The sequence below is a fragment of the Burkholderia sp. E168m23 genome (assembly GCF_016586125.1).
Classification (GTDB): domain Bacteria; phylum Pseudomonadota; class Gammaproteobacteria; order Burkholderiales; family Burkholderiaceae; genus Burkholderia; species Burkholderia orbicola.
In genome coordinates, this window is sequence record NZ_BCPP01001348.1 from 1 (window position 1) to 1,374 (window position 1,374).

Sequence of the window (1,374 nt, forward strand, 5' to 3'; positions counted from 1 at the left end):
CCGTCCGTCCGGTCGGTAACCATGCGGTTAAACCGGTAAAGTGCGCCGGTAAAAGGCGACGCCCGGCGGCGCGAATGCCCTGTCCGCCCGCGCACGCGAGCGCTCACAGCCGCCCGCCCGGCATGCCGCTTGCGTGCGGGCGGACCCTTGGCGCTATCATTGACCCTTTACCGTCTGCATCCGCACTGCCCGCGAGCGCCCATGGCATCCCACGATTACCTGAAGAAAATCCTCACCGCGCGCGTCTACGACGTCGCGATCGAGACGGAACTCGAACCGGCCCGCAACCTGTCGGCCCGGCTGCGCAACGCCGTTTACCTGAAGCGCGAGGACAACCAGCCGGTGTTCTCGTTCAAGCTGCGCGGCGCATACAACAAGATGGCGCACATTCCGGTGGACGCGCTCGCGCGCGGCGTGATTACCGCGTCGGCCGGCAACCACGCGCAGGGCGTTGCGTTCTCGGCGGCCCGGATGGGCGTCAAGGCCGTGATCGTCGTACCGGTCACGACGCCGCAGGTGAAGGTCGACGCGGTGCGCGCGCACGGCGGCCCGAGCGTCGAGGTGATCCAGGCGGGCGAATCGTACAGCGATGCGTACGCGCACGCGGTCAAGGTCCAGCAGGAGCGCGACCTCACGTTCGTCCACCCGTTCGACGATCCGTACGTGATCGCCGGCCAGGGCACGATCGCGATGGAAATCCTGCGCCAGCACCAGGGCCCGATCCACGCGGTCTTCGTGCCGATCGGCGGCGGCGGACTCGCGTCCGGCGTCGCCGCGTACGTGAAGGCGGTGCGCCCGGAGATCAAGGTGATCGGCGTGCAGGCCGAGGATTCGTGCGCGATGGCGCAGTCGCTGGACGCGGGCGAGCGCATCGAGCTGAGCGAAGTCGGCCTGTTCGCGGACGGCACCGCGGTAAAGCTCGTCGGCGAGGAAACCTTCCGGCTGTGCCGCGAATTCCTGGACGGCGTCGTGACCGTCAACACCGACGCACTGTGCGCGGCGATCAAGGACGTGTTCCAGGACACGCGCAGCGTGCTCGAGCCGTCCGGCGCGCTCGCGGTCGCGGGTGCGAAGCTGTATGCGGAACGCGAAGGCATCGAGAACCAGACGCTCGTCGCGGTCACGTCCGGCGCGAACATGAATTTCGACCGGATGCGCTTCGTCGCCGAGCGCGCCGAGGTCGGCGAAGCGCGCGAAGCCGTGTTCGCGGTCACGATTCCCGAGGAACGCGGCAGCTTCAAGCGCTTCTGCTCGCTCGTCGGCGATCGCAACGTCACCGAGTTCAACTACCGGATCGCCGACGAGAAGTCCGCGCACATCTTCGTCGGCGTGCAGATCAAGCGCCGCGGCGAATCGGCGGAGATCGCCGCGAAC

The 1,374-nt window shown here is 68.0% G+C and carries 1 protein-coding gene; it reads left to right on the plus strand.

Annotated features, from left to right (window positions below; genetic code table 11):
* Nucleotides 1–201: 201 nt before the first annotated feature.
* Nucleotides 202–1,374, plus strand: a 1,173-nt coding sequence (ilvA, locus tag JMF90_RS37190; protein ID WP_201326352.1) for a threonine ammonia-lyase, biosynthetic, incomplete at its 3' end; no start/stop codon positions are given.